Consider the following 23,816-nt stretch of genomic DNA (forward strand, 5'->3'; position numbering starts at 1 on the left):
GGCAATACTTTACCCCATCAGATTTAATTGAAATAGACCACATTGTACCTAGAAGCCATGGCGGAAAGGATGAATACAAGAATATTCAATTATTACATCGCCATTGTCACGACAATAAAACAGCTCTTGATGAAGAGATGATGCTGTACTCTTAACAAGGAGACGGTCAAATTAGGAGCCGTATGAGGTGAAAGTCTCAAGTACGGTTCTGTATGGGAGGGGGAGATGGCGACATCTCTCTCGACCCCTACTCTTATAGCGCAAGACAGAATAGTTAGGACGTATAATGGCAAGGATATCTACATAAGACCCAAAAGGCTAGCCCCCTACAGTTACGACCTTAGACAAAAAGTTATTAATGCAATTGAACTAGACGGTATGCCCAAAACAGAAGCCAGTCAAGTTTTCCATGTCAGCCGGAACACCATTAATCTCTGGCTGCAAAGAAAATAACACACCGGCGACTTCCTCCCTAAACCTAATCGCCCACCTGGTCATAACCACCAAATTACCGACTGGCACAAATTCAAGGCTTTTGCCCAAGAGCATGGCGACAAAACCTCCGCTCAAATGGCTGAACTTTGGGATGACGACATCTCTCCTGGCACCATATCCAGAACCTTGAAGAAAATTGGCTTCACCAGAAAACAACTTACGGCTACCAAGAAGGTGATGAGCAACAGCGAGAGGAGTTTATTGCTCAGATTGAACATATGGAGCCGGAAGGGTTGGTTTACCTCGATGAAGCTGGCATGAATAGTCAAGACTCGGATTATCCTTATGGTTACTGCGAGGAAGGACAACGCTTCGATGCCCTCAAATCCGGGAAGAGGCAGGGCAGGGTGAGCTATATGGCCCCATGGTGTTATCAACAACTCTTAACTCCCTTTACCTTTGAGGTGAGGGTTGTTGTAATCGGACAGTGTTTGAGTTGTGGTTGGAGTTTATCTTAATTCCAACATTGAAGCCAGGTCAAACTCTAGTATTTGACAATGCAACGTTTCATAAAGGGGGGCGGCAGGCTGAACTGGTGGAGGCAGCTCAATGCCGTTTACTCTATCTTCGGCCTTATTCGCCAGACCTCAACAAGATAGAGAAATATTGGTCGTGGTTGAAAGCCCGCATTCGCCATTGCACGTGAGCAGTTTGATTCTCTCGATGATGCCATGGATTCTGTTCTCAAGGCTGCGTCCTAACCGTATTGACTAGTGCTCTAAAACGGCGCTTGATAACGCTAAAGCTGTATCCTTAACAATGGAGCAATCTGCGCGTGCGTCACATCATGAAGTTTTTCGTGTCGCCAATTATCGGGATGTGGAAGCACCACTAGAGCCGTATGAAGGGAAACTCTCACGTACGGTTTTGAAGGGGAGGGGGAGGTAGCAATATCTCTCTCGACCCCCAATCGATCGCCGCAGTGCTAATAAATAGGGAAACCCAAACCCAGAGTAAAAGTTGTGGAAGTTGGCGACTGATGCGGTTACGGGAGACAATGGCAACTAGGGTAATCATTGCCAGAATTAGGGCTCTGACTAGGAGAGGTTGGCCTGTCGTGGTGGGGTCAAAGACAATAGCCAGGACGTAACCCAAGACGACTAATTGGCGCTCAGGCGCGCCCGGCGGAAGTGATTAGCTTGAATTCTAAGCCTAATCCCCCAGATACTGATAGACCAATGGCGATCGCCATAAGTCCGAATATTAGCACTAAGTCTGTAAAATCTAAGGAAATCAACAAATTATCAGCAAACCCTGGGAAAAACTCATTTTAGTATAGTGTGGTGTGAGAAGCGCGTGAACCTAATTCCTGCCCTTGATTTAACCMAACAGTATCAAATGATCAGCGATCGCCTTAGTCGGGAGGTACTGGACTTGCTGGCTAGTGGTCGCTACATTGGTGGCTACGCTGTGGACAGTTTTGAGGAAAAGTTTGCCGAGTATATCGGCGTTTCTGAGTTGGTCAGTTGCAACTCTGGTACTGATGCCCTATTTTTGGCTTTGCGGGCTTTAGAAATCGGCCCCGGCGATGAGGTGATTACCACTTGTTTTTCCTTTATTGCTACCTCTGAGGTGATTAGTGCCGTGGGAGCCACCCCGGTATTTGTGGATATTGACCCGGATACGTTCAACTTAGATATTAGTCAAATTGAGGCGGCGATTACTGCCAAAACCCGTGCTATCCTTCCGGTGCATTTGTTTGGTCGCCCTGTGGACATGACCGCATTAATGGCGGTAGCGCGGTCTCATAATTTGGCGGTGATTGAAGATTGCGCCCAAGCTACCGGAGCCAGTTGGGGTGATGCTAAGGTGGGTAGTATGGGATATCTGGGCTGTTTTAGCTTTTTTCCGACTAAGAATTTAGGGGCTTGTGGAGATGGAGGGGCGATCGCAACTAATAATCGTGATCTGGCGGGTGTGTTGCGGGTGCTGAAAAATCACGGTCAGCCTGAGCGATATAATTCCGAACTGTTGGGGATTAATAGTCGTCTTGATGCCCTACAAGGGGTGATTTTAAGCATTAAATTAGAGTATCTGGCGCGCTGGAATCAACAGAGAAAGGCGATCGCTTCTCGATATACTCAGGGACTTGAGGGGATACCCGGTTTAATTGTCCCAGCAGAAACTGCAGGCGGCGAGACCGTTTGGAATCAGTACACTATCAGATATGTGAATAATAATAGGGACTCGTCAGGACGCGATCGCCTGCGAGAACAACTCCAGAGCCTTGGAGTTAGCACTAACGTATACTACCCCATACCCCTCCATCTACAGGGGGTTCATCGCGATTTAGGCTATGGCTGCGGTGATTTTCCGGTAGCAGAACAGGTCAGCCACCAAGTTTTGTCTTTGCCGATGTTCCCGGAACTTTCCACCGAACAACAAGACCGGGTAATCTATGCTGTCAAAGATTGCCTAAAATTGGGGGCTATAGGTTGACCGGGTGAGTGTTGTATGTCGTTTTGTATATTATAGTTAACATAACGATAAAAAATCATCAATTCACCCTGGGGATCTATGTATCCCCCCCTTGGTTGCAGGTAACTAGGCAATCAGTTGACCAAACTTAGGAATATGAAGAGGAAATAAAAGGAGTGAACCCCTACCAAAATAGCGATCGCCGAGTTTACGATCCTCAAGCCATTGCTCAATATTATCGCCGTCGGCTGTGGAAGGCCATCTGGCGCGTGATCACGGTTATATGGTTTTTTTCAGGGTTCATTATTGGTCTACTGTGGGATCAATGGCGACATCGGAATGTTACCGAAACCCCGAAACGAGCCGCCCAACTGCGTAATATTCTCACCCGCCTCGGTCCCACCTATATTAAAGTAGGTCAAGCATTATCAACCCGTCCTGACCTCATTCGCAAGGACTTTTTAGAAGAATTAACCAAACTTCAAGATCAGCTACCCCCTTTTGATACTAAGATCGCCATGGCGATCATCGAGAGAGAACTCGATCGCGATTTAGATAGTGTTTTCCGAGAAATTTCCCCTGAACCCGTAGCCGCCGCCAGTTTGGGTCAGGTCTATAAGGCACAACTTTTGACAGGGGAAGAGGTCGCCGTTAAGGTGCAAAGACCATTCCTGTTACCAACTCTCACCCTGGATCTGTATTTAATGCGTTGGGCGGCGGGTTGGTTGTCTCCCATTTTACCGCTGAATTTGGGTCATGATTTAACCCTAATTGTCGATGAATTTGGGTGCAAATTATTTGAGGAAATCGACTATATTAATGAGGGTCGAAATGCTGAAAGGTTTGCCACCTATTTTGATGATGATCCAACGGTCAAAGTTCCCTCAATCTATTGGAAATATACCAGCCATCAGGTGTTAGTCTTAGAATGGATTAACGGCTTGAAGTTGACCGATATTAAAAGTGTCCAAGCGGCGGGTTTGGATCTGAGTAAAATGATTTTTGTCGGTGTGACAAGTGGCTTGCGACAACTGCTAGAGTTCGGTTTTTTCCATGCTGACCCCCACCCCGGAAATCTGTTTGCTATGCCTGATGGTCGCATGGCATTTATTGATTTTGGCATGATGGATCAGTTAAGCCAGGAAACTAAGGAAACTCTGGTTGATTCCGTAGTTCATTTAATTAATAAAGACTATAAGGAGTTGGCGGAAGATTTTGTCAGGTTGGGATTTTTAGCACCTAATACTAATATGGCTCCCATTATTCCGGCTTTAGAGGCGGTTATGGGGGATATTATTGGGGAGAGTGTTAAGGATTTTAACTTTAAAACTATTACCGATAGTTTCTCGGAATTGATGTATGATTACCCCTTCCGGGTTCCGGCAAAATTTGCCCTGATTATTCGGTCTCTAGTAACTCAGGAAGGAATTGCCCTCAGTCTCGACCCGGATTTTAAAATCGTTGAGGTAGCTTATCCCTATGTGGCGCGTCGCCTGTTGAAGGGAGAAACTCCGGCTTTGCGACGACGGTTGATTGAGGTGTTATTTAAAGATGGCCGCTTCCAGTGGCATCGTCTGGAAAATATGATTACGATCGCTCAAACTGACGGCAATTTTGATATTCTCCCCACCGCACAGCTAGGTTTACAATATCTGTTTTCAGAGGAGGGTAGTTTTCTCCGTCGTCAAATTGTGATGGCGTTGACAGAAGACGATCGCCTACATACCGCTGAAGTTCAACGACTTTGGGGTTTAATTCAGGATGACCTCAAACCGAGTCGCTTATTTGATGTAGCATTGGGGGCAATAACTGAGTTTTCTACCTCCCAAGTGGCTGCTATGAGAATGCAATAAATATCGCTATTCATCAGATCATCACAATTCCCTTGTTAGGGATGCTTGCATAAAAGGCCTAAGTCTAAGTATTTGGGTCTTTTATTGGTTATGATATGTAAAGTGTGATTATATATCAAATTACCCTTGCTCAATTATTCTGCCTTGGCATGAATGTCCCTGAAGCCTTAAAACTGATAGAAGAAAAATTCCTGCGGCGATCGCTTTCCCCTATTGAGCGTTTAATTTTATCTGAATCATGGATGGGTAAGACCTACAGTGAAATTTCCCAAAAATCTGCATACGCTAATGATTATGTTAAAGAAGTTGGTGGACGATTATGGCAGGAACTCTCCGAGGCTATGGGGACAAAAGTTAGCAAAAAAAATCTAAAACTTGTCCTTAAATCTCGCCAGCAGATACCATTAACTGCCCCCCCTGTTCAGAAATTAGCAACTTTTGCAGGTAATTCATTCAATCCTAATGATGGCAGTAATATCGAACTCCCTGGGAGCCCAATTCCCATTAACTCTCCCTTTTATATAGAACGTCCACCCATTGAAGATATAGGCTATAATGAACTGCAACAACCGGGTTGTGTCGTGAGGATTAAAGCACCTCGGAAAATGGGTAAAAGTTCCCTACTTAATAGGATGTTAACCCAAGCAGTTGATTGGGGATATAGTACAGTTTATCTGAATTTTTTGGAAGTAGACGCTGATACTTTTAATTCCCTAGAACAACTGGTCAGATGGTTTTGTGCTAATGCGAGTAAGCAGTTAAAGATACCACCGAAACTAGATGAATATTGGGATATAGATTTAGGGACTAAAGTTTCCTGTCGGCTGTATTTTGAGGAATATCTATTCATCACTAAAGACACCCCGATTGTGATTGCTATGAATGAGGTTAACCGCCTGTTTGAGTATCCGGTTATTGCTAGTGATTTTTTGCCTATGTTGCGATCGTGGCACGAACTATCTAAACATAATCAACTCTGGGAAAATTTGCGCTTAATTGTAGTTCATAGCACCGAAGTTTATGTACCTTTACAGTTACATCAATCCCCTTTTAATGTGGGTTTGGTGTTAAAACTACCCCAATTTACACCGCCACAAGTGCAAGTTCTGGCTTTAAGATATGAGTTAAGTTGGGCGGCGGGGGAGAGTGGACTTAAACGGCTAGAAGGCTTAATCTCTATGGTGGGTGGACATCCTTATCTGGTACAACTGGCTTTTTATACTATTAGTAAATCAGGGATTTCTCTGGAAAATTTAATCAAAAATGCCCGGCAACCTGATGGAATTTATAGTTCCCATTTGCGGGATTTATTAGTAACAATTCAACAAGATTCGTCTTTGTATCTGGCTTTAAATAAAGTCTTAAAATCCGATAAGGGTGTACCTTTAGAGGCGATTACTGCTTATAAATTAGAAAGTCTAGGATTAATTAACTTTGAGGATAACCTAGCTAAAATTGGCTGTGATTTATATCGGCTATATTTTTTAGAACAGTTATCAAACCGCCCCCCAGCAAAAACTGAGGGGTGATGATATGGTGAAATTATTATCCAAGAATCATATCCTAGAATGAACTAGAATAAACTATGTTCTGGGACGTAGGAAGTAATCGCTTTCATGTACTGGGCGCGTTCATAGGCTGACTCATCATCACAATGGCGCTGAGACATAGAACCCTGCATCTGTTTAACAGACTCATACTCATGTTCTTCCATCCAGTGTTTCATCTCATCTTCCATCACTTGAATGTAACCGATACCATGGCGCAATAAAGCGGAACAAACATGAGTTACCTTAGCCCCCGCCATCAACATTTTAATAGCATCGTGACCGCGTGCGACACCGCTAGTCGAGGCTAAATCGGCATTAATCCGACCATAAAGAATAGCAATCCAGCGCATAGGTAGGCGCATATCGTGGGGAGAACTCAAAACGGAACTCACCTCAATTTCTAGTTCTTCTGGGTTAATATCTGGCTGTATGAAGCGGTTAAATAAAGCGAGTCCATCGACTCCGGCTTCATCTAAACGTTTCGCCATATTTGCCATATTACTAAAGAAGGGACTAAGTTTCATAGCCACAGGAATAGTGACCTCTGCTTTAACTTCCCGGAGAGTAGTGATATAGTTTTCCTCGACCTCAGCCCCACTCATATCAAAGTCGGTGGGGACATAATAAATATTCAACTCGATCGCATCTGCACCCGCTTCCTGCATGAGTTTGGAATATTCCACCCAACCACCGGAGGAGAAACCATTTAAACTGGCAATAATGGGAATATCAACCAATTCCTTAGCCAAGCGAATATGCTCAAGATAAAGTTCCGGTCCGACGTGATATTCTTCGGGTTCAGGAAAATAGGTTAAAGCCTCAGCAAAGCTATTGGTTCCATATTCCAAATGGTGATTAAGTTCAAATTTTTCTCGCAGTAACTGTTCTTCAAATAGGGAGTGTAAAATCACCGCTGATGCGCCCGCATCTTCCATACGCCGAATATTATCGACATTTTCTGATAAAACGGCGGCGGCGGAAGGGACAATAGGAGTCCTCAAATTCAATCCCAAATAGGTCGTACTCAAATCCATAATATAGATTCCTTATGAAAAGTGGATAGGAACAGCGAAAAGTTCTAGGAGTCCGGTTTGTAGGGGCGAAAAATAGGCACGCCCCCACATTAGGAACCGGACTAGGAGTTTCTGTCTACCATCGGTTTAGGAGCTTCACTCTTTGTCACCAGAGGTGTCTGTATTGGGTTTATTGCCTTCGTCATTCAAGGGACGCGCCGCCAGATACTCATACATTTGCCAACGGGTGTCAACGTCTTTCTGGGCTTCTTTCAGCAAGCGTTTGGCATCAACGGGCTTAGTTTTGGTGAGCATTTTAAAGCGGTTTTCGGCGTACATGGATTGTTCGATGGATTTTTTAGGCGATCGCGAATCCAAAAGTAGGGGATTTTTACCTTCCGCTTTCAGGTCAGGATGATAACGATAAAGCAACCAACGACCACTTTCGACAATTGCTTTTTGGTGACTCATAGCCGTGGTCATATTAATACCGTGGGCGATACAGTGACTGTAGGCAATAATCAAAGAGGGGCCGTCATAGGCTTCGGCTTCCAGGAAGACTTTAAGGGTGTGTTCATCGCGCGCCCCCATAGCCACAGAAGCGACATAAACGTTACCGTAGGTCATAGCAATCAAACCCAAGTCTTTCTTAGGTGACGGCTTACCACCAGCGGCAAATTTAGCGACCGCGCCGCGAGGAGTAGCTTTAGAAGACTGACCACCAGTATTAGAGTAGACCTCAGTATCCATGACCAGGATATTGACGTTGCGACCACTAGCAATGACATGATCTAAACCGCCATAGCCGATATCATAGGCCCAACCATCGCCACCGAGTATCCAGACAGATTTTTTGACGAGGTAATCAGCCAGACTGAGTAACTGTTTGGCGTTGGTATCATCAGACCCTTGCAATTTTTGCTTAACCTGGGCGACGAGTTCCCGTTGTTCCCAAATATCAGCCTCGGATTTTTGGGGGTTATTGATAATTTTGGCTACCAGTTCATCGCCGACAATGCCGCCTAATTTCTGCAACAATTCACAGGCGAAGGCGGTATGTTTATCAATGGACAGACGGAAGCCTAGACCAAATTCGGCGTTATCTTCAAATAGGCTATTAGACCAACTAGGGCCGCGACCTTCGGCATTTTGCGCCCAGGGTGTAGTTGGTAAGTTACCGCCATAGATAGAAGAACAGCCGGTGGCGTTAGCGACAACCATACGATCGCCAAATAGTTGGGTTGCTAACTTGATATAGGGAGTTTCGCCACAACCCGCACAAGCGCCAGAGAACTCAAACAGGGGTTCTTGCCATTGTTGTTGTTTAATCATATCCGATCGCAAATTACGGCGATCGGGGTTAGGCAAGTTGAGGAAAAATTCCCAGTTATCCCGTTCGGTGGCTCGTATGGGTGGCTGATACTCCATGTTAATCGCCTTTTTGGAGGGCATGGATTTATTTTTCGCCGGACAGACATCGACACAGACACCGCAACCGGTACAGTCTTCTGGAGATACTTGGATGGTGAATTTTTGCCCTTCAAAGGCTTTATCGCGGACAGCAGTGGTTTTGAAGGTTTCCGGCGCACCATTGAGGGCGCTTTCATCGTAGGCTTTACCACGAATTACGGCATGGGGGCAGACCATGATACATTTACCACACTGCACACACACATCAGGGTCCCAAACGGGTACTTCTTGGGCGACGTTGCGTTTCTCCCATTTTGATGTACCTGTGGGATAGGTTCCGTCACAGGGTAGTTGACTGACAGAGAGTTGGTCGCCTTTGCGCGCTAACATCATCCCTTCGACTTCCCGGACAAAATCAGGGGCGTTAGCAGGGACTGGCGACGCTATGCGTACTTGGCTATTGGCTTCGCCGGTATTGACTTCAAAGAGGTTGTCGAGGGTATTGTCTACGGCTTGGAGGTTCATGCGGACAATGGCTGAACCTTTTTTACCGTATGTTTTTTCGATCGCTTTTTTAATTTTGGCGATCGCCTCATCTTTGGGTAGAACTCCCGCCAAAGCGAAGAAACAGACCTGCATCACCGTATTGATACGGCTACCCATTCCACTGTCACGGGCTACTTTATTAGCATCGATGACATAGAGTTTGAGGTTTTTGCGGACAATTTGTTCTTGAATTTCAATGGGTAGGTAATTCCAGACTTCATCAGGTCCGTAGGGGCTATTCAGCAGGAAGGTCGCCCCATTGGTGGCGGCATCAACTACATTGAGTTTTTCTAGGAAGTTCCACTGGTGACAGCCGATAAAGTTGGATTTTTCGATTAAATAGGGGGAACGGATTAAGTTAGGACCGAAGCGCAGGTGAGATACCGTGACAGCGCCGGATTTTTTGGAGTCGTAGACGAAGTAACCCTGGGCGTAGTTGCTGGTTTCGTCTCCGATAATTTTAATGGAGTTTTTGTTAGCCCCTACAGTACCATCAGACCCTAGACCATAGAACATGGCGCGGATGACGTTATCGGGTTCGGTGGAAAATTCCGGGTCAAAGGGTAGGGAGGTGTGGGTGAGGTCATCGTTAATACCGATGGTAAAGTGATTTTTGGGTTTGTCGAGTTGCAGGTTATCAAAAACGGCTTTTACCATAGCCGGGTTAAATTCTTTGGAGGATAACCCATAACGACCGCCGACAATTTTGGGGGCGGGTCCTTCCCAGCTTTCGCTAATGGCGGTGACGACATCTAAATATAGGGGTTCGCCACTAGAACCGGGTTCTTTGGTGCGGTCTAAAACGGCGATCGCTTTGGCGGTTTTTGGTACAGCGCCAATAAAGGCGTTAGCATCCCAGGGTCGATACAGACGGACTTTCAGGACTCCGACTTTTTCTCCCTGCGCGGTCAGATAATCTACGGTTTCGTGGACGGTTTCACAGCCCGAACCCATTAATATAATGATGCGATCGGCATCCGGTGCGCCATGATATTCAAATAGTTTATAGTGCCGTCCCGTCAACTCCCCGAATTTGTCCATGGCTTTTTGCACCATTTCTGGACAGGCGTTATAGAAGGGGTTGACGCTTTCCCGCGCTTGGAAGTAAACATCGGGGTTTTGGGCGGTTCCTCGTAAAGCAGGGCGATCGGGTGTTAGTCCCCGGGCGCGGTGTGCATAAACGTCCTCATCATCTATCATCGCCCGCAGGTCGCTTTCTTCGAGGAGTTCGATTTTCTGCACTTCGTGGGAGGTGCGGAACCCATCAAAGAAGTGGATAAATGGAACCCTTGATTTTAGGGTACTTGTTTGGGCGACTAGGGCTAAATCATGGGCTTCCTGGACTGAGGCTGAACATAATAATCCGCAACCAGTAGCCCGCACTGCCATTACGTCACTGTGATCGCCGAAAATAGACAAGGCTTGGGCGGCGATCGACCTGGCGGCCACATGGAGAACCGCACAGGTTAGTTCCCCGGCGATTTTGTACAGGTTCGGAATCATTAATAATAATCCCTGGGATGCTGTAAATGTCGTGGTTAATGACCCCCCCTGTAGTGAACCATGAACAGCCCCCGCTGCGCCTCCTTCACTTTGCATTTCTACTACTGCGGGAACAGTTCCCCAAATGTTGGGTTGTCCTTCTGATGTCCAAGCATCCGCCCATTCTCCCATGGGTGATGATGGAGTGATGGGATAAATGGCAATAACTTCATTGAGACGAAAAGCCACACGGGCTACGGCTTCGTTCCCGTCTAGGGTGGCATACTGTCTGGTATTCATACTTGAAATCCTCTCATTTACTTGGGATTTAACCCAGTTTTAAAACCTGCGGAATTAACCGCGTTGATGGCTGTGATCGGACAACCATTGACGAGCTGATCTGAGGCGATCGCATTATTTACCTTGGCCCTGTCCTTGACAGTTCTCTTTACCAAGCGATCGCCCTAAATTGTGTCATTCAACAAAAAAAAATTGGGTCGATAATTTACCTAGATTTTGACAACAATACCTCTGCGCCGGTTGTCTGATTCAAAGGTTCCTTTCCCCTGAGTCAGATCACAATCTTTAAATCTTTGTTAAGGGTTTTTGGAACTTGACTGCCTCCTACCTTACCCTATTTATTATCCTATAGGAAGCTGTAAATATAAATCAGGTCTTAACAAATTTTAACCCAATTTCATCATCTGTTGTAAATCTGCTAAGGTTTGTAAAGCGTCCTCTGGTTCTACCCGACTCAGAGCAAAACCAACATGAACCAAAACATAATCACCCACTTGGGCTTCAGGAACATAAGCCAGACTCACCTCTTTAATTACCCCGCCAAAGCTGACGCGACCTTTTTTTAATAAAGGATCATCTCCCGATATACTCACGAGTTTTCCCGGAACTGCTAGACACATATATTTCATCCCTTGAATGACAATAATTCTCATTTAGGTTGCCAATAGCAACCCGGAGGCTATCTCTAGGCTCTGTGGTAGTTTGATGACAGCCAAACTAAGCATAATCACTGTTAGCAGACCCACCAGCAGAGGCAGAAATTCTTTTAATTATCTTAATACTTTTTTCCGGGGTTTGCCGTTATACTTAACATTTAGAACAGAATGTTGTAATGTTCAACTAACGAAATATTTGGAGATAAACAACCCTACAGTTGTTTTGGGGATTTGTCCCAAAAATGTCCCCAAAATTAGCATGAATTGTCATCAAAATAGAACATCAACCCTGTGGGGATCAATATTGATCATATTTAATAGGGTTGAAACTGTGTAGAAATTACGGTAAAACTACTATGCCATCTCCCACAGAAACCGCCCCAAAATCTACCAAAAGCAAAGCAGCGTCAAACCATCCCAGTGGCGATAAACGTTTCAAGGTACTGGATATAACCATGAAACGCAGCCAATATAGTCAGGATGCCCTAATCGAAGTGCTGCACAAAGCCCAGGAAGCATTTGGCTACTTAGAAGAAGACGTATTAATATACGTTGCGCGACAACTCCAACTCCCCCTGAGCCAAGTTTACGGAGTCGCCACCTTCTATCATCTATTTTCCCTAAAACCCAGTGGCGCTCATACCTGCGTGGTCTGTTTAGGGACAGCCTGCTATGTTAAAGGCAGTGGAGAAGTCCTAGCAGCCTTAGAAGAAAAAACCGGAATCAAGTCAGGGGAAACCACGCCAGACGGCCAGATATCTATTGTCACCGCCCGCTGTATCGGAGCCTGTGGTATTGCTCCGGCGGCTGTCTTTGATGGGAAAGTTGCAGGTCAGCAAACCCCAGAAATGGCGGTAGCACGACTGCAAAAGTGGCAGGGTTCAGCCGAAGCCTAAATGCCACTTATAACCCCAACTCCATTGAGAGAGGAGAACTAAAATATTATGGAATTGACTGAATTAGTCGAACTAGCCGAAAAGGAACGCAATAACCAAAAAAGTATCCGTATCCACTGCTGCACATCTACTGGTTGTCAAGCCTCTGAGTCCCTAGAAGTCAAAAAGGCGATGGAAGATGCGCTGAAAGAGTCAGGACTTGAGGCGGACGTGCAAATAGTCGGTGTAGGCTGTATGGGGTTTTGCGGACGCGGCCCCATGGTGGAAGTCGAACCTAACGGCATTCATTATGAAAAAGTCACCCCCGAAGATGCCCCATCTATTATCGAAGCGCTGAAAGGCGGGGAAGCGAAACCAGTTCAAGGTGATCCCAATCATCCCTTCTTTAGTCGCCAATTAAAAATCGTTCGGGAATTTAGCGGCAAAATTGACCCGGAGAAAATCGGGGAATATATTGCCGTGGGAGGCTACAGAGCCTTACATCATGCAATTTATGACCTGACTCCAGAAGAGGTAGTGGCAGAAATTACTAAATCTGGATTACGGGGACGGGGAGGGGCTGGCTATCCCACGGGGTTAAAGTGGGCGACTGTGGCTAAAATGCCCCCAGGACAAAAATATGTGATCTGTAACGCTGACGAGGGCGACCCGGGGGCGTTTATGGATCGTAGTGTCTTAGAAAGTGACCCTCACCGTATCCTGGAAGGAATGGCGATCGCTGGATATGCTGTAGGTGCAACCCAAGGCTATATCTACGTTCGGGCGGAATATCCCCTAGCGATCACTAGGCTACAGAAAGCCATTCAACAGGCTAAACGTCAGAGTATGTTAGGTAGCCGCATCTTTGGTTCCTCCATAAACTTTAATATTGATATTCGGGTTGGTGCGGGTGCTTTTGTTTGTGGCGAAGAAACGGCGCTGATTGCTTCTATTGGTGGCGGTCGCGGCAACCCCCGTCCTCGTCCACCCTATCCCGCCGTTTCTGGGTTGTGGGACTGCCCAACCTTGATTAATAACGTGGAAACCTTGGGTAATATAGCCCCGATTATCCGCAACGGGGCGGACTGGTACAATCAAATTGGTACTGAAAAAAGCAAGGGTACTAAAATCTTCTCTCTGACGGGTAAAATCCGCAATAACGGCCTGATTGAAGTGCCTATGGGTATTACCCTACGCGAAATTGTGGAAGAGATGGGCGGCGGTATTCCGGGCGGTCTGCAAGTTAAAGCTGTGCAAACAGGGGGACCATCTGGCGGTTGTATCCCGGCTCAGTTTCTCGATACTCCAGTAGATTATGAATCTCTGACTAAATTGGGATCTATGATGGGATCTGGGGGCATGGTGGTGATGGATGAAAACACTAGCATGGTGCAGGTGGCTCAATTCTATATGGAATTTTGCCGGGGTGAAACCTGTGGTAAGTGTATCCCCTGCCGTGTGGGTACTGTGCAAATGTACCAGTTGCTTACGAAGTTACTCAATAAACAGGCTACCCCTACTGATTTGGAAAAACTTAAACAGTTGTGCGACATGGTAAGGGCTACCAGTTTATGTGGCTTGGGAATGACAGCCCCTAACCCGGTTACCAGTACGTTGCAGTATTTCGAGAGTGAGTATTTGGAGTTGCTTCAAACTACTAACGCTAAGGTGGCGGTTCACTGATATTTCACATCGGGAAGCTAAACAGGAAACTAGGAAGCTCAATTAGGAGAAGGGATTGATGTTTTGTGAACAATGCGAACAAACTGCCAGCGGTCAAGGTTGCCACCAGTGGGGCGCTTGTGGTAAAGGACCGGATGTAAATGCGGTTCAAGACCTATTGATTTACTGTCTGCGTGGTATTGCGCCTGTGGCTTTGAAGGCTAAGGAATTGGGCATTGATACCCATGCTGTGGATGTGTTTTGCTGTGAGTCGATGTTCGCCACGATGACGAATGTTAACTTTAACCGTAAACGCTTTTACGGCTATATCCGTGAGGCGATCGCCCAACGGGAAAAACTCAAAACCGACATTGAACAGATGAGCGATCGCCCCATCAGTTGGTCTGTAGCTGCTACCTATCAACCAGACTGGACTGATAGTTTAGTAGCCCAGGGGGAGGAAGTTTCCCGTAACTTTATTGCCGACTCTAGTCAAGACATCGATATCTTCTCCCTCAAACTTACCGTCCTCTACGGTTTGAAGGGCTTGGCTTCCTACAGTTTCCACGCCCAAGAACTTGGTCAGGAAGACGATCGCATTTATAGTTTCTGTCACCAAGCCCTCGCCGCCTTGGAAGAACCTAGTCTCACTTTAGAAGATTGGGTTAATCTAGCCATGAAAGTCGGGGAAATAAACCTGTTGGCTATGGAACTTCTCGACGCGGGACACACTAACCATTATGGTCATCCTATCCCTACCGTTGTTCCCCTGAATGCAAAGGCCGGGAAAGCCATTTTGGTCTCTGGTCACGACATTAAACAACTCGAAGCCATCCTTCAACAAACAGCCAATACTGGTATTAATGTTTACACCCACGGCGAGTTACTACCCGCCCATGGCTACCCAGTCCTTAAACAAAAATATCCCCACCTTTACGGTCACTATGGCACAGCTTGGCAAAATCAAACCAAGGATTTCGCTAAGTTTCCCGGTGCGATCGTCATCACCACTAACTGTTTGATGCCTCCCCACGAACACTATGAGGATAAATTATTTACCCTCGGTCCGGTGGGATATCCTGACATCAACTATCTCGAAGATAGGGCAAATCTTACCCCAGATTTTAGCCCCGCCATTCACAAAGCCCTGGCTTTAGCTGGGTTTGCAGAAGATGAACCACCCCGTCAGGTAAAAACTGGCTTCGCCCGTAATGCGGTATTAAATGTTAGCGACCAGGTGATTGAGGCGGTTAAACAAGGCAAAATTCGCCATTTCTTCCTAGTCGGAGGTTGTGATGGGGCTAAACCCGATCGCAATTATTATACCGAATTTGTCGATCAGGTTCCCTCAGATTGTGTGGTGTTAACCCTCGCCTGTGGAAAATTCCGCTTTTTTGATAAGGAAATGGGGGAAATTGGTAACATTCCTCGGCTGATGGATGTGGGACAGTGCAATGATGCCTATTCGGCTATTCAGATCGCCCTAGGACTCGCCCAAGCCTTTGATATCGGAGTTAATGAACTTCCTCTATCTATGATTTTGTCTTGGTATGAACAGAAGGCTGTGGCGGTTCTGCTGACACTATTATATTTGGGTATCAAAGATATCCGTTTGGGTCCGACTTTACCGGCTTTCATTTCCCCTAATGTCTTCGCTATCCTATCGGCAAAATACAACCTACAGGCTATTACCACTCCCGAAGCTGATTTAGCCGCCTGTTTAAACTAGAAATAACTGGGAAAATCGCGAATATACAATATTCCCGACTCCCGGTAAGATGTTCCCTTAATTAAAGGAGAAACTATGTCCGTTGTCACCTTAAAAATTGATGGCATTGATGTGGCGATCGAAGAAGGATCGAGCGTTTTAGAAGCCGCCAAAGAGGCGGGGGTGAGAATACCAACCCTCTGCCATGTAGATGGTCTTTCTGATGTGGGCGCTTGTCGTTTATGTCTGGTGGAAATTGCCGGAATTAATAAACTTTTGCCCTCCTGTGTAACTACGGTTGCGGAAGGGATGGAAGTTTGCACTAATAGCCCCCAGATTAAAGAATATCGCAAGATGGTTGTGGAAATGCTATTTGCAGAAGGCAACCATGTTTGTGCTGTTTGTGTGGCTAATGAAAACTGCGAATTGCAAGATGTCGCCGTTGAAGTAGGTATGGATCATAGCCGCTTTACCTACCGTTTCCCACAGCGAGAAGTTGATATTTCTCACCCTCAATTTGGTATTGATCATAACCGCTGTATTCTCTGTACTCGCTGTCAAAGAGTATGTGATGAAATCGAAGGCGCTCATGTTTGGGATGTGGCTTTTCGCGGCCCTGCTGCTAAAATGATTACCGGACTTAATCAACCTTGGGGGGCTGTGGATGCCTGTACTTCCTGCGGTAAATGTGTTGATGCTTGTCCGACGGGTTCCATTTTCCGTAAAGGTGCGACGGTGGCTGAAATGACTCGCGATCGCGCTAAATTAGAATTCTTAGTTAATGCACGGGAGAAACACGAATGGAAAAGATAAGATTTGCTACGGTTTGGTTAGCTGGATGTTCGGGTTGTCATATGTCTTTTTTAGACCTGGATGAATGGCTGATTGAACTATCGGAAAAAGTCGAGGTTGTTTACTCCCCGGTGGGTTGTGACCTGAAAGAATATCCCGAAAATGTTGATGTTTGTTTGGTCGAAGGTGGTATCGCTAACGAAGATAACCTGGAACTAATTAAACAAGTGCGATCGCGCACCAAACTCTTGATTTCTTTTGGAGATTGTGCTGTCACTGCGAATGTTCCCGCCATGCGGAATATGTTGGGTAGCACCGATCATGTACTCAAACGCTGCTATTTGGAACTAGGGGATTTTACCCCACAACTTCCCAGAGAACCCGGTATTGTTCCCGAATTGCTTGAGCGTGTTAGTCCAGTGCATGAAGTCGTAGATGTTGATATTTTTATGCCGGGATGTCCCCCTAGTGCCGATCGCATTAAGGCTACCCTCGCGCCTTTGGTGGAAGGGAAAATGCCGAAAATGGAAGGGCGGGAAATGATTAAATTTGGCTAAGGCTACCCTGTTGTTGACTGACTATAAAATTAATGGTTAGCCCGCAATTATCTGGTTAATTATTGATTGTTGATTCCCTGGAGAGGTGATTTGATACTATGGCTAAGACAGTTGTTATTGATCCAGTGACCCGCATTGAGGGTCATGCCAAAATATCCATATATTTGGATGATGCGGGAGAGGTGGAAGATGCCCGATTTCATGTAGTAGAATTTCGGGGTTTTGAAAAGTTCTGCGAAGGACGACCGATGTTTGAAATGGCCGGAATTACTGCCCGTATTTGCGGGATTTGTCCGGTTAGTCACCTCTTAGCAGCGGCTAAAACGGGGGATAAAATTCTGGCGGTACAAGTGCCACCAGCCGGGGAAAAATTGCGGCGGATGATGAATTTAGCCCAGTTAACTCAGTCCCATGCTTTAAGTTTTTTCCACCTCAGTAGCCCTGATTTTCTGTTGGGTTGGGATAGTGACCCCGCCAAAAGAAATGTATTTGGATTAATTGCGGCTGATCCAGATTTGGCTAGGGCGGGTATTCGTCTACGCCAGTTTGGTCAGACGGTAATTGAACTATTGGGGGCGCGGAAAATTCACGCGGCTTGGGCGGTTCCGGGAGGGGTGCGATCGCCTCTTTCTCAGGAAGGTTTGGAATGGATAAAAGACCGCCTACCAGAAGCCCGCCAAACTACCGAATTAGCTTTAAATTTATTAAAGCGTCTCCTCGATAGTGACTTGGCTTCTGAGGTCGATATATTTGGTAAATTCCCCTCTCTATTTATGGGTTTAGTGGCTCCTAATGGTAATTGGGAACACTATGGCGGACATCTGCGCTTTATTGATAGTGATGGTAATATTGTCGCTGATGGTTTGAGTGAGGATAATTACCAAGACTATTTGGGTGAGGCTGTGGAAAATTGGTCTTATCTCAAATTCCCCTATTATAAACCTCTGGGATATCCTGATGGTATTTATCGGGTTGGACCTTTGGCGCGGCTGAATGTCTGTGATCAAATTGGAACACCCGATGCTGATCGGGAATTGCGGGAATTTCGCGATCGCGCTGGTAGTCGGGTTGCTACTTCTTCCTTCTTCTACCATTACGCCCGTTTAGTGGAAATTATGGCTTGTATTGAGGCGATCGAGGCTTTGGTAGAAGACCCTGATATTACATCCTCCCGCGTCCGTGCTGATGCCGGAATTAACAACTTGGAAGGGGTGGGAGTTAGTGAAGCCCCTCGCGGCACTCTATTTCACCATTATAAAGTCAATGAAAATGGCTTAATTGAAAAGGTGAATTTGATTATTGCTACCGGACAAAATAACTTGGCAATGAATAAAACTGTTACCCAAATTGCCAAGCATTATATCCATGGTAATGAAATCCCCGAAGGTTTGTTAAACCGAGTTGAAGCTGGTATTCGCTGTTTTGACCCTTGTTTAAGTTGTTCAACTCATGCTGTTGGTCAAATGCCACTACATATTGAGTTACTTAAACCTGATGGCACAATTGTTGATGAGGTTTATCGTAATTAAGTCCGATTAAACACAGAGGCAACCGCTGCTGGTTGCCTCCCAAACCAGCGGGATATTTATTGTTTAACTTGGGTAATAATTGATATGGCAAAACAAAACTTATACCTGTGTATGGGGTCTGCTTGTCACCAAATGGGCGTTTATGAAGTGTTGCCAAAACTTCAGGAATTAATCGCGGAATATAAACTAGAAAGCCGCATTGAACTTAAAGGTTCGTTTTGCTTGGAAACCTGTAGTTCCGGTATTGTCATGAAATACCAAGACCAACACTTTATTAATATCAGCCCGAAAAATATCGAAGATAAATTTATCGGTGAAATTTTGCCGATGATTCAGAATAGTAATTTACCCTTGAATTCATAATGCTAGAAAATCATGAGAATCCCCATTTATGGCGACTGCTTTGGGAATATGACCCTAACGGTTTAATTGCCGTGGATGTCTCCATGAATATTAAAGTTGTTAATCCGGCATTTTGTAACTTTTTTAAGGTCGAGGCTGCCGAGATTATTGGCACTCCCGCTTTTAATTTGTTGGGGAATGTAGACCGCTTCAAAAAAGTTTGGGAAAAAAACCAAATGATGCAGGGGATAGAGGTGGAATATGAGAATCATCATCTGTATTTAAAAGAGGTGATTTTTCCGATTAAAGATGAAAATATCATCGCCTGCATTATGACGGATATTACCTCGGAAATGCAGCGGAAAAAAGAAATCAATGATATCCGGGAACAAACCGTTAAAAAAGTTAACGAAGTGGTTGACAATCAAATGAAAGTTGCCCAAGAAATCGCTGGACTACTCGGAGAAACTACCGCCGAAACTAAGGTTAGTCTTCTCAAAATTATCCAGATGATTAACCAATAGCATATTTTTGTTTACCAAACCAAGTAGTTGAGTCGGCTTATGGGTCAAGATAACTTTTTTGATATTTGCGATCGCCACCTTAATAAAAAAGGCGAAGAACTCTGTGGCGACCAGGTTAAGTTTACCAAAACTGAAACTAAAAGCACCATCGTCCTCTCTGATGGTTTGGGAAGTGGGGTAAAAGCTAATATCCTAGCTACCCTGACTGCCGAAATTTTAATCACTATGTTAAATGCTGATGTTCCCCTGGAGGAAGTCATCAAAACTGTGATCGGAACCCTGCCAATTTGTCAAGTTCGCAAAATTGCTTACGCTACATTTACCATTATTCAAATTGACCACCAAAGCAGTCATTTTAAGGTGATTAATTTTGATAACCCCCCTATATTTTATTTTAACAAAGGACGGGTAATTACACTAGATACTAAGACTGAAAAAATCCTCGGTAAAAAAATCATTTCCTCGGAAGGACAGCTACAAAGGGGAGACTTTCTAGGCGCTATTAGTGATGGGGTTCTTTATGCGGGTTTAGGGGATACCATGAATTTTGGGTGGGGGTGGGACAATATCGCTAAATACATGGAAAAAGTGTTTATGACTCAGGCGACTAACTCCCGTAGCATTATTGAACAGGTGATGGCGGAAACGCGATCGCTTTATCGAGATAAAATCGGAGATGATGCTACCTTTGTTGGTATTTATGTCCGCAAACGTAACCCGGTCATGATTTTTACAGGACCCCCTTTAGATATTAACAAGGATGAGTTATATGCGGAACGTTTATTAACTTTTAAAGGTCGTAAAGTTATCTGTGGGGGTACAACAGGAAACCTGGTGGCGAATTATATGGGGGAAACTGTGGAAATGGATATTTCCACCATGCGAAAAGATTTACCCCCTATCGGTAAATTAAGCGAAATTGATTTGGTCACTGAGGGAATTTTGACGATTTCTAAAGCTACAGCAGTTCTCCGCCAGTGTAATTGTGATATTACCCGGCTTCCTTCTGACCAAAATGGTGCGGTACTTCTGGCGCGAGAAATTTTAGAGGCTGATTCTATTTTCCTTTTGGTTGGTCAACAGATTAATGAGTTTTACCAAAATCCTCTGCTTCCTAAAAATATCTCGATTCGACGCAGTTTAATTGAAGATTTGGTAAACTTACTCAAACAAAAGCAGAAAGAAGTGACCGTAGAATATTGTTAAATTCCCGGAGTACGGTATCAAAATTGGGTACTTTTAACAGATAATTACGGCTAACTGTACTACTAACATATACGATGGAAAATGTCAAGTCTTTTTTAATTATTGGCTATGGTAATCAGTTAAGGGGTGATGATGGCATTGGACAGGAGGTAGCCAGGCTGGTGGAAGAGTGGAAAAAACCTAATGTGCGATCGCTTTCAGTTCACCAATTAACCCCGGAAATAGCGGAAGAATTAACCCATTTTAACTATGGGATTTTCGTAGATGCTAGTATTACTGGGGAAGTGGTGGAAGTCTCACCCCTGACACCTGATGACTCAGAAACAGTGGTTAACTTTGGTCATTCTATCAATCCGCGATCGCTGCTTTCCTTAGCCAAAACTCTGTATGAATACACACCCCAAGCCTGGCTAGTAGCAGTCCCCGGCGAGAACTTTGATTTAGGCGATCGTCTTTCTCCCACGGGAGAACAGGGAGTTAATGAGGCTTTAACGCAAATTAAAATCCTAATCGACACTTATAGCAATACCCGACAAAATGAGGACAGTAATTAAACCCTGAATATACAAATTATAAATTGTCTTTAAATCTGGTTAATGAACTGGCAAATACCAAATTTATCATCAGACAATTTCACCTGTCAGCCTCGATTTTTACCCACAGTTTAGGTGTTAGAAAATAGACTACTGGGGGATTTGAGCAAATACCCAAACAGTTTTTTAATAAATTTTCGGGTGGGTCGATAGCGCCACAAATCTTCGAGCAGCAAATTAATCTTAACATTGCCATAAATTAGGCATTGAGAGTCTTCATAAAACTTCTGCTGCATAAAAGTCATCGGGTCTGAATAAACATCATTAACAAGGAATGGTTTGATTCCCGCCCAATGAATCACACAAGCCTCTTTATGCCAGTCGCGATTCCCAATTTTCCCGTCCTCAAGGGGGAAACGTTGACGCATTTCTTCTTGGGAATAGTTCCACATCAAAACCTGCATTGGTGCAGTTTTCAGATGAATTTTTCCCTCATCTAATGCTCGAAAAATCATGAAATTTAATAGTCCTTGTTCGCCATATTTAAAAACATCAGGGTATCGATTCTTAAACTCCAACAGTTCGGCATATTCAGCCAAGCTAAAAATCCCCCTCTTGCCCCCAAATACCCCAGTGACAAAATAGGGTCGATCTTGATAATTAAAATCAGGGAAGTGCTTTTTAATTCCCTCCAAGTCAAAGAATAAACGCGAAATATCTTCAGCCTTCCAATCCTCCAAATTATGATCAATAATCATGTCATAATGTTCAAGATCCCCAAAATCTAGCACATCCCCCCAGATTATTGTATCCGCATCTAAAAACAGAAAATTCTGCCAAGGACTTTCCCAAAAGGCAATCATTTTAGTCAAGCCCCAACCAAAACTATTTTCCTTTAGAAACGGATGTTTGACCGTCTTTTGATTAATAATCTTAACACCGTAAGTTTTTTCTAAGCTGGTTGTATTAAAATCACCATCAACGATTAAACAGATAGGAACATCCCCGCCAAAGTAGCGAATACTAGCACAACATCCTGCCGCAAAGTGGTAGTCCTTAAAACAACAAGCAATGATAATCCCAAAGTCTTGAATCATGGTAAATAGTTTCTCATCGCAGATTATGGGGGATAGTATAGCATTTTGATAGGATTTGAGAAGGTGCGATCGCTCTCTATTTTGACCTGTCGGCACTGCCTTTGAAACCACCAACGGTAGACTATCCAAGCCTTACCCAGTTTAATCGCTCCACTGCTGACACTCCATTGCCTCTCAATTCCGCTTCTGAAACATCCCATTTTCTACTATTAGAGGCAACCACCATAAATTTTTACATTTCTTAATCAAACTCCCGTCTTTTTCCGTTTTTTTTCCGTCTTTTTCCGGCTTTCACATATTCGTATAGTTGGCTTATAATAACTATGAAATTCAATATATCCTCAAAACCAACCATGTGGCGATTCAGAATAGATACAAGCTGGGGAAATCAAGTTAATTAATCTGAATAATTAAGGAGAATTACATGAATTTTCAGCCCGGATATGCCGAAAACCCCGATCCTCGTTGTCCAGTTGTTTTGCTTCTGGACACATCAGGTTCAATGAGCGGTCAACCCATTGATCAATTAAATCAGGGATTAGTCACTTTTCAGCAAGAACTAAGCCAAGACAGCCTAGCTGCTCGGCGTGTACAAGTGGCAATTGTCACCTTTGATAGTTATGTAAATGTCGTTCAAGATTTTGTTGACTTTGATCAATTTAATCCTCCTCACCTGTCAACCACAGGTACAACGGCAATGGGCGAAGGTATTGGAACAGCGCTCAATCTGATCGAATCTCACAAGCAGCTTCTTAGAGCTAATGGTATTGATTATTATCGACCTTGGTTGTTAATGATTACAGATGGCGCACCTACTGATAGTTGGCAAAATGCCGCTCAAATGCTTCATCAATTTTATGCTAATAAAAAGGTGGTTTTTTTTGCCATTGCTGTTCAGGGTGCAGACATGAATACTCTGTCGCAAATTGTTCCCCCCGGTTCTATACCTCCTCAACAGCTACAAGGATTAGCATTTAATCAGCTATTTACCTGGTTGTCTAAGTCAATGGGATCAGTATCTCGGAGTCAAGGTAGTGGCGCTCAAGTGGCTTTGCCAGACGCAAGCGAATGGGTAGTTGGCACTTAATTATCAATAGGATTTTATCATGCAGTGGCAAGCAATTGGGTGTAGTGAAATAGGCTCAGGACATATCAAAACAGGTATTCCGTGCCAGGATTTTTGCGGTCATCAAATAATCTCAAATAATCAGGTAACTATTGGCGCTGTTTCTGATGGAATGGGGAGTGCTGCCCATTCTGATTTGGGT

Annotated in this window: 22 protein-coding genes and 1 pseudogene; 17 read left to right on the forward strand and 6 right to left on the reverse strand. The window is 44.7% G+C overall.

Annotation, left to right across the window (positions count from 1 at the left end):
• A partial coding sequence (locus B9T16_RS12240) for an HNH endonuclease (protein ID WP_410244891.1) occupies positions 1–155 on the forward strand: 155 nt, incomplete at its 5' end.
• 148 nt (positions 156–303) lie between these two features.
• Positions 304–1,196: pseudogene (locus B9T16_RS12245) on the forward strand (IS630 family transposase).
• A gap of 154 nt (positions 1,197–1,350) precedes the next feature.
• On the opposite strand, the gene B9T16_RS12250 reads toward B9T16_RS12245, so the two are convergent.
• Positions 1,351–1,590, reverse strand: a complete 240-nt coding sequence (locus B9T16_RS12250; RefSeq protein WP_006619180.1) for an ABC transporter permease — start codon at positions 1,588–1,590, stop codon at positions 1,351–1,353.
• A 16-nt stretch (positions 1,591–1,606) separates the two neighbouring features.
• Positions 1,607–1,735, reverse strand: coding sequence for an ABC transporter permease (locus tag B9T16_RS12255; RefSeq protein ID WP_148261875.1), 129 nt, complete (start codon positions 1,733–1,735; stop codon positions 1,607–1,609).
• Positions 1,736–1,791: 56 nt separating this feature from the next.
• Between B9T16_RS12255 and B9T16_RS12260 the strand changes: the two genes are divergently transcribed.
• From B9T16_RS12260 to B9T16_RS12270, 3 genes are all read left to right on the forward strand, one after another.
• Entirely contained in the window at positions 1,792–2,934 is a 1,143-nt protein-coding gene (locus tag B9T16_RS12260) for a DegT/DnrJ/EryC1/StrS family aminotransferase (RefSeq protein WP_410244882.1), read from the forward strand.
• 155 nt (positions 2,935–3,089) lie between these two features.
• Positions 3,090–4,766: an ABC1 kinase family protein gene (locus tag B9T16_RS12265; protein WP_410244883.1), complete on the forward strand. Its 1,677-nt coding sequence runs from the start codon at positions 3,090–3,092 to the stop codon at positions 4,764–4,766.
• 104 nt (positions 4,767–4,870) lie between these two features.
• A complete protein-coding gene (locus B9T16_RS12270; RefSeq protein ID WP_410244884.1) occupies positions 4,871–6,295 on the forward strand; it encodes an AAA-like domain-containing protein in 1,425 nt (474 codons plus the stop codon).
• A gap of 44 nt (positions 6,296–6,339) precedes the next feature.
• On the opposite strand, the gene B9T16_RS12275 is transcribed toward B9T16_RS12270, so the two are convergent.
• The 3 genes from B9T16_RS12275 to B9T16_RS12285 all read right to left on the reverse strand — a co-directional run bounded on the left by B9T16_RS12275 (position 6,340) and on the right by B9T16_RS12285 (position 11,720).
• Positions 6,340–7,350 (reverse strand): dihydroorotate dehydrogenase-like protein, encoded by a 1,011-nt coding sequence (locus tag B9T16_RS12275; protein WP_410244885.1) that lies wholly within the window; start codon positions 7,348–7,350, stop codon positions 6,340–6,342.
• 135 nt (positions 7,351–7,485) lie between these two features.
• Complete coding sequence (nifJ, locus tag B9T16_RS12280; RefSeq protein ID WP_410244886.1) at positions 7,486–11,067, reverse strand: pyruvate:ferredoxin (flavodoxin) oxidoreductase; 3,582 nt, start codon at positions 11,065–11,067, stop codon at positions 7,486–7,488.
• Between the two features lie 386 nt (positions 11,068–11,453).
• A complete protein-coding gene (locus B9T16_RS12285; protein WP_410244887.1) occupies positions 11,454–11,720 on the reverse strand; it encodes a HypC/HybG/HupF family hydrogenase formation chaperone in 267 nt (88 codons plus the stop codon).
• A 446-nt stretch (positions 11,721–12,166) separates the two neighbouring features.
• Here B9T16_RS12285 and hoxE point away from each other — a divergent pair, with 446 nt between their 5' ends.
• The 10 genes from hoxE to B9T16_RS12335 all read left to right on the forward strand — a co-directional run bounded on the left by hoxE (position 12,167) and on the right by B9T16_RS12335 (position 21,472).
• The gene (gene hoxE, locus B9T16_RS12290; RefSeq protein WP_410244892.1) at positions 12,167–12,619 is read left to right on the forward strand and encodes a bidirectional hydrogenase complex protein HoxE; all 453 of its coding nucleotides are present in this window, start codon (positions 12,167–12,169) and stop codon (positions 12,617–12,619) included.
• A 48-nt stretch (positions 12,620–12,667) separates the two neighbouring features.
• Entirely contained in the window at positions 12,668–14,281 is a 1,614-nt protein-coding gene (locus B9T16_RS12295) for an NADH-ubiquinone oxidoreductase-F iron-sulfur binding region domain-containing protein (protein ID WP_410244888.1), read from the forward strand.
• 58 nt (positions 14,282–14,339) lie between these two features.
• Positions 14,340–15,989 (forward strand): hydroxylamine reductase, encoded by a 1,650-nt coding sequence (hcp, locus tag B9T16_RS12300; RefSeq protein ID WP_006619171.1) that lies wholly within the window; start codon positions 14,340–14,342, stop codon positions 15,987–15,989.
• 75 nt (positions 15,990–16,064) lie between these two features.
• A complete protein-coding gene (gene hoxU, locus B9T16_RS12305) occupies positions 16,065–16,781 on the forward strand; it encodes a bidirectional hydrogenase complex protein HoxU (RefSeq protein WP_006619170.1) in 717 nt (238 codons plus the stop codon).
• Positions 16,769–17,317: an oxidoreductase gene (locus tag B9T16_RS12310; RefSeq protein WP_006619169.1), complete on the forward strand. Its 549-nt coding sequence runs from the start codon at positions 16,769–16,771 to the stop codon at positions 17,315–17,317. Before hoxU ends, B9T16_RS12310 begins: the two co-directional genes overlap by 13 nt.
• Positions 17,318–17,415: 98 nt before the next feature.
• Positions 17,416–18,846: a Ni/Fe hydrogenase subunit alpha gene (locus B9T16_RS12315; RefSeq protein WP_006619168.1), complete on the forward strand. Its 1,431-nt coding sequence runs from the start codon at positions 17,416–17,418 to the stop codon at positions 18,844–18,846.
• A gap of 84 nt (positions 18,847–18,930) precedes the next feature.
• On the forward strand, positions 18,931–19,209 hold the full coding sequence (locus tag B9T16_RS12320) for a (2Fe-2S) ferredoxin domain-containing protein (protein ID WP_006619167.1): 279 nt from the start codon (positions 18,931–18,933) through the stop codon (positions 19,207–19,209).
• On the forward strand, positions 19,209–19,712 hold the full coding sequence (locus B9T16_RS12325; protein WP_006619166.1) for a PAS domain-containing protein: 504 nt from the start codon (positions 19,209–19,211) through the stop codon (positions 19,710–19,712). Before B9T16_RS12320 ends, B9T16_RS12325 begins: the two co-directional genes overlap by 1 nt.
• A 39-nt stretch (positions 19,713–19,751) precedes the next feature.
• Positions 19,752–20,918, forward strand: coding sequence for a SpoIIE family protein phosphatase (locus B9T16_RS12330; RefSeq protein WP_006619165.1), 1,167 nt, complete (start codon positions 19,752–19,754; stop codon positions 20,916–20,918).
• Between the two features lie 74 nt (positions 20,919–20,992).
• Entirely contained in the window at positions 20,993–21,472 is a 480-nt protein-coding gene (locus tag B9T16_RS12335) for a hydrogenase maturation protease (protein WP_410244889.1), read from the forward strand.
• A 110-nt stretch (positions 21,473–21,582) separates the two neighbouring features.
• On the opposite strand, the gene B9T16_RS12340 is transcribed toward B9T16_RS12335, so the two are convergent.
• Positions 21,583–22,548, reverse strand: a complete 966-nt coding sequence (locus B9T16_RS12340; protein ID WP_410244893.1) for a hypothetical protein — start codon at positions 22,546–22,548, stop codon at positions 21,583–21,585.
• Between the two features lie 424 nt (positions 22,549–22,972).
• Between B9T16_RS12340 and B9T16_RS12345 the strand changes: the two genes are divergently transcribed.
• Positions 22,973–23,635 carry a vWA domain-containing protein gene (locus tag B9T16_RS12345; protein ID WP_410244890.1) on the forward strand — a complete coding sequence of 221 codons (663 nt, stop codon included), beginning with the start codon at positions 22,973–22,975 and terminating at the stop codon, positions 23,633–23,635.
• A 19-nt stretch (positions 23,636–23,654) separates the two neighbouring features.
• A partial coding sequence (locus tag B9T16_RS12350; RefSeq protein WP_410244894.1) for a protein phosphatase 2C domain-containing protein occupies positions 23,655–23,816 on the forward strand: 162 nt, incomplete at its 3' end.

Source organism: Arthrospira sp. PCC 8006 (assembly GCF_046480465.1).
Taxonomy (GTDB): Bacteria; Cyanobacteriota; Cyanobacteriia; order Cyanobacteriales; family Microcoleaceae; genus Limnospira; species Limnospira platensis.